Origin of the sequence: Chamaesiphon sp., from assembly GCF_041737865.1 — a bacterium.
In the GTDB taxonomy this organism is placed as follows: domain Bacteria; phylum Cyanobacteriota; class Cyanobacteriia; order Cyanobacteriales; family Chamaesiphonaceae; genus Chamaesiphon.
Genome location: NZ_JBGSQZ010000137.1, coordinates 1 through 5,629, shown reverse-complemented (window position 1 = coordinate 5,629; position 5,629 = coordinate 1). Strand labels below are relative to the sequence as shown.

Sequence of the window (5,629 nt, the reverse complement as noted above, 5' to 3'; positions counted from 1 at the left end):
CAGCACCATGATTTAAGACTAAGACGTGGGGAATCTTGCCTTTGCTACTCTCTACTGAATCTTTAAAAAGCTGAAGTGATTCAGAAGTACCGTTCGTGACAAAGAAATGGATGACATCGATCGTATTTTCTGGATCGGCTAACATTCCGACGATATCGTTTTGGTCGAGCCAGCGGTCGAGATCGCACGCTGGTAATGCTGGTAAGACAACGAGAACGTTTTTCTTCTCAGCTATTGTAATGATTTTATCTGCGGCAAAGTAATTACCAGCCTCCCCAGAAAAAGTAATTTGCTCGACCTGCTGTAGTGGCTGATTTTTATCTCCTAACACTAATGTTGCACTAACTTGTGCTAACTGATTATTGCGGAACCGCTCGTACAGTTCCCGCTCATAAGTCAACCCGACATTTGGTGTATCGGCATCAGCATCGACTAACTCGAACGATAATTTCGCGGCTTGCATCTGAAATGCAGCTACCCCACCAATGATACTTTTGCCCAATCCACCTTTGACACCACCAATGATAATAATGCTGGTGACATCTTTACTAACCTCTTTACTGACTGTTTTAGTGCTGGTATCGTTGCTCATTTTAACTCCTAGTTTTAATTACCGATCTGGTCATCAGATATTGCGATAAACAATAAACATCAGCAAATCGCGATTGATATCCGTTGGGAACGCCTAAGTCGGGAATCTGTTTGAATACCCGATCGTTAAAAATTCCCTGCCGATTGCCACAATCGGCGCGAGTGGGCAACCGCTCCTTCAAATATGCGATAAAATCTGCCTTGAGAACATCGGCTACACCCCCAGACAACATCACTTCCTCGACAGATGGAAACTTATCATCTAGCCAATCATTAATCGCTCTCCAATAAGTAATGTGAGTTGATTTAATTACCTTAACTAAATGTTCTAACTCAAACTCTCGTTCTACAGCATCACGATGCCGGAGAATTTCCCCTAATGCAATTTTGTCATTATCAGTCCAGTATCTAGCGACAGCAATACTTAGCGTCCCAAATTCATAGCCGGAAGTCCGATCGATAATCAGCTCGATCCACGATTGAAACCCCAAGTCTGATGTTGCCTTTTTGACGGGTTGCCTGCCCTGCATCACATAACAACTGATGTTTCGATGTCCGGCCATAATCGTGCCGACTTTACCCGTTACGTGCGGACGATTGATATGGTACAAATGGGCGACTCCCATGCCTTCGGGATGATACTGTGCCTCGATCGTGCGAACTGTGAACCGACCGAGCGGCGTGTCAAAATCACTCAGAGCATCCAGTAGCTTGATCTGCAATCGTTCCCGCTCGGCAAACTCCCCAGGTGGTAACAAACACCCCAGTTCCAAATCGAAGCTGTTACCTAGCTCCAATCTTTGTGCAAAAACCGAGACGATCGCGAGTAACTTATAAACTATAGTTTCAGATTTGAGACGTTTGAGAGCTTGAGTGGCTCCTAAGCTTACTGCTAATTCCCCAATCGCAAAATAACGATCCTTCACCCCAACGAAAGAACGATGCCATAGATCTAGGCTGCTTTGGTGGCGGTAGTTGTCGAGATCGATAGTGCCAATTTCAATAACTTCTGGCGACATCACTAATGGAATCGAGCGATCGTCGATCTCAATAATTGCCTTAGTCGAACTTCCACCAAAGTCAATTGCTAGCTTGATTTTTTGCCGTTTGGGTCTAGCCACCGCAATTACTCATCAAAAATAGTATAGTCATAAGTTTCATCCGATCGTGGGAGTCGAGCGATTACCGTTGGAATTGTCAATAGTGTCTCATTTGCATAGCGTTCTCCTGAAGAAATGGAATGCTCGACTGCTGGGGCAATCTTCTCAGTCGTAGAAGCTTCAGAACGAGCGGCTAATTCGATGCCGTTCGTAATCCGGTGATAATTAATGATGTAATCGATCTGATTTCGCAGTTTGGCAAGATCTTGACTGGCTGCTAACTCGATTCGACCGAGAGACACACCTGGCTCTTGGGACAAGGCGATCGAGTGATAAAAAGCTGATAGTGCCGCAATAACCTTTTCCTTTCCCGTTCCTTCAATACTTTTAAGGAACTTAGCCAGTAGCACCTCTAATGGTTTCCCTGCTACGAAATTAATTCGGAACAAATCCCTCGCTTTACCCATAAAATTTTAGAAGTTCTCATCCATTACTAAATATATCCCTTTTATATGGAAAATACGATTGTTATGCTTATTATTAGTAGTTTATGCTGAGAAAACACTCGATATTTTCTTAGAATGCTGGCAGTCCGTTCCAGTTCTACTTCAGTTTTAACCCAGTCTTCTACCAGTATCGCTCCAGTGCTGCTGGAGTGCATTCATAGATCTTGTTACTAACCTCAGCATTTTTTACCCCTAGACTTTCAAAATTCCTTTCAATCTTCCGTATTTACTGACTTCGATTGATGTGGTAAGTTTGAGGGGGAGCCAGCCATACCTATGTGCTACGCACATCTGAAATCTGGCGATTTCAGACGGTAAGGGCTGGCTAGGGGAGTACCCCTAGAACCCCCCTGATTAGATATATGTATGTATCATGTAGAATACAAACCTACAACACAAGCTTAGACTACAAGCTATTACTTTGTAACTAACATTGCTAAAACCATTGAGAAAAGTGAGAAATGAGTAATGGGCATCAATATCTCTAAAGCTGACAGTAAACCCCCACAAAAAGTCAATCACATCAGTCTACGCGCCAGTGACGAACAGTTGGAGATTATCGAATCAGAGTCTAGAGCAGTTAGGATGAACCGCTCTGAGTTCCTGCTCCATCGAGGCACGATAAACGATCGAACGCTCAGACGACTCAAACAAGAACGGTTGAGCCAGGACGAGTATGCAGAACTTACTCTGATCCGAAGAGAATATATCGCTCAGGGCAATAACCTCAATCAAATCGCCAGAGGTGTAAATATAGCCAATCAAGAAGGACGATCGATCGAAGTCGATAGCAAAACCCTGAAAGAAATTGCAGCGGCTAACCAACTAATCGCCAAGAGAATTCAAAAGCTTGGAGCTAAAAGCTAATGATTGGAAAGATTAGCAAAGGTAACGGCTTTGGAGGGGTTCTAAGTTATTTACTCGACCCCGACAAGCAACCGCGAATTATCAGCAGTTGCCTAGAAAGTAAAACTCAAAACGACATGGCAATTGAATTTCGCAAAGTTAGCAATCTCAATCGGCGCGTAAATAAACCAGTTAGGCACTTCTCAATTGCCTTTGCACCGGAGGATCGACGAGTAGACGATGTAATTAAAGAAGCAATTACCTTACGCGTTTTAGAAGAACTGGGATACAAAGAATGTCAGTACATTGCCATCGACCATCATCGAGACGATCCCGGACACGATGAAACACACGACCACGATCATATACATATCGTTACAAACGGAGTGAATGTCTTTGGCAAACACGTCCATCCAGAATGGGACATGTACAAAATTCAAGATGCTCTGCGTAAAGTTGAAGTCGAGTTTGGGCTGCGCCAGATCCCATCATCATGGGATGTCAAACGATCCAAGATCCGCAAACAAGAAATTAAGATAGCAAACTTAGACCTAGAAATTGTTGAAATTGTAGGTAATTCATTAGGAATCAATATCGGTTTAGAACAGTGGCTTGGCGAACTTGCAAAAAATAGAGTTGATGTTAGATTTAACCTGACATCAAAAAACGTAGTTCGTGGCGTAACCTTCCTGCATGATGGAAAAGCTTACAAAGGTAGTGATATTGGGGCTAGTTGGCAAGTAGTAAGCAACAGTTTAACTCCAGACGACCGAGACTTAGAACGGATGAAAGAAGCAAATCTTCGCATTCAAGATCGACCTGTGAAGTTAAATCTAGCAAATCGAGAAATCTTCGATCGTATCACCGAGCTAGCTCAAATGAAGTTGGGTGGGAAAACAAAGTTCGAGAACGGTCGCATCAAAATTAAGTGTGATGGGAATACTTTAAGTGTCTATCGCATTCGTCCAAACAAGCTAATGCTAAATGCGACTAGAGTTGGAAATGATTGGGAGCCTAGTGGATTTCCAGACATCGATCTGCGAGACGTACAGCTACTCGAACGGTTAAATAAAATTACTCCACAACAGCAAAAGGAAGGTCGTGGAAGCAGATCGATCGAAACCACTTCAAACTCACAATCACAGGAAGAAATTGCGGCTATATTGCCAGGAGTAAACGTACAAATCTCTAAACCATTGAATTTAGCTTCTTTAAATGTTGAATTAACCACAATTCAAGAAGAAGATGAACGATTAAAAGATGAGAATAGATTATCAATGTAAATTCCTTAATCGAAATAATTCACGTTTTATTAAGTTTGGCTGCTTCTACTGTCAAGTAGATATAAAGGAAATAAACTATGTATGTTTGCCCTGAATGTAACTCTGAAGATTGCAAAAAATTATCTTTAATTTACGAGCGAGGAAACGCTAGTGGAACGATATCGGCATATATTGGAATCGATGCTTTTACAAATAGCTCGACAATGGCATCTCAAAGTGCCAGCCCTCCAGTAAATCCGTTAATGGTCGGATGTGGCTGGGCATCAATTTGTGGATTTATCTGGCTTACTTCTCCATTTATAATATTTATATTAGCTGTTATGTTAGGTTTGTTTTTTCAGGTGACACATATTCCAATACCTAATTTCCTGGCATCCAATCCCCTAATACCTAATGGGTCTGGACACATATTATTAAATATTTTACGTGTGATTATATTGCTGGTTTCTGTACGAGCTGTAATAACTAGTACAATAAAATACCCTAGTAAAAAAAGAAATTGGCAGAGAACGTATCAGTGTCAACGATGCGCTACTTATTTCAGGATAAGTCCAGATTAAATAATTGATGATTAGCGATCGTCAAATTTAATAATTTTTGTCGGGATTGAAATTTCCAGTTTCGAGGGCTATTCTTTGTGCAACAGGAATTTTACTGTTCTTCGCCCGTAATCGTAGTCGTCGATCGTTATAAGTTTCACCATCTATCTCTGGGTTCTCGCGATCTAATCGATCGAACTCGACAATCTCCGCCCGAACTTCATCTTCCATCTGAGCAATCTGCAATAAAGTAACACCCTGTCCGATCAGTTGCGTTCGATGTGGCTCTTGCAATTCTCCGGTTTCCTCGTCATACCATTGTTTCTTGAAATTTGCCCAAAAATCTGATGGCTTTGCCATATATGCCTCCTCATATTCACTTCAGCTATGTCTAATTTTACTTCAATAACTCAAATTCCGCAAAACCCTGGAGTTTACCCTTGTGTCTTATTCCCAAAAACGATCGAACAAAATTTTCCTAAGTTGATTAAAGTAAGGCAAAAAGTACTTACTGAAGAAACCCTCGATCGTCAATTGACTTCAGTTGTAACAGAAAAGTTCGTACCTTCTAATTTGATTTCGATATCTGGTATCTTTGGTGTTATTTCCTTACTAGTTCTAGCTGCAAGATTTTTTAACGTATATCAATATAATGGAATTGCAGTAGCAATGGCAATAGCTTTTATTAGCTCGTTTATTTGGTATAGCCATCTAGTCGAAAAAGAAAAGGCAGCTTATTATCACAAGCTAAATCGACAGTCAAT

At 41.4% G+C, this 5,629-nt stretch carries 6 protein-coding genes and 1 pseudogene; 3 read left to right on the top strand and 4 right to left on the bottom strand.

The annotated features are described in order from the left end of the window. The 3 genes and pseudogenes from ACEW9J_RS09545 to ACEW9J_RS09535 form a co-directional block, all read right to left on the bottom strand. Positions 1-592, bottom strand: a pseudogene (locus ACEW9J_RS09545) (cobalamin biosynthesis protein CobQ); the annotation flags it as partial. A gap of 1 nt (position 593) precedes the next feature. Continuing rightward, entirely contained in the window at positions 594-1,712 is a 1,119-nt protein-coding gene (locus ACEW9J_RS09540) for a hypothetical protein (protein WP_373544893.1), read from the bottom strand. Positions 1,713-1,717: 5 nt separating this feature from the next. Then, positions 1,718-2,140, bottom strand: coding sequence for a hypothetical protein (locus ACEW9J_RS09535; RefSeq protein ID WP_373544892.1), 423 nt, complete (start codon positions 2,138-2,140; stop codon positions 1,718-1,720). Positions 2,141-2,665: 525 nt separating this feature from the next. Between ACEW9J_RS09535 and ACEW9J_RS09530 the strand changes: the two genes are divergently transcribed. Both ACEW9J_RS09530 and ACEW9J_RS09525 read left to right on the top strand, forming a co-directional pair. Continuing rightward, positions 2,666-3,064 carry a hypothetical protein gene (locus tag ACEW9J_RS09530; protein WP_373544891.1) on the top strand — a complete coding sequence of 133 codons (399 nt, stop codon included), beginning with the start codon at positions 2,666-2,668 and terminating at the stop codon, positions 3,062-3,064. Further along, a complete protein-coding gene (locus ACEW9J_RS09525; protein WP_373544890.1) occupies positions 3,064-4,326 on the top strand; it encodes a relaxase/mobilization nuclease domain-containing protein in 1,263 nt (420 codons plus the stop codon). Before ACEW9J_RS09530 ends, ACEW9J_RS09525 begins: the two co-directional genes overlap by 1 nt. Before the next feature lie 587 nt (positions 4,327-4,913). Here ACEW9J_RS09525 and ACEW9J_RS09520 read toward each other — a convergent pair. Then, positions 4,914-5,225, bottom strand: coding sequence for a hypothetical protein (locus ACEW9J_RS09520; protein ID WP_373544889.1), 312 nt, complete (start codon positions 5,223-5,225; stop codon positions 4,914-4,916). Positions 5,226-5,252: 27 nt separating this feature from the next. Here ACEW9J_RS09520 and ACEW9J_RS09515 point away from each other — a divergent pair. Further along, positions 5,253-5,629: hypothetical protein (locus ACEW9J_RS09515; protein ID WP_373544888.1), on the top strand; the 377-nt coding region annotated here is incomplete at its 3' end.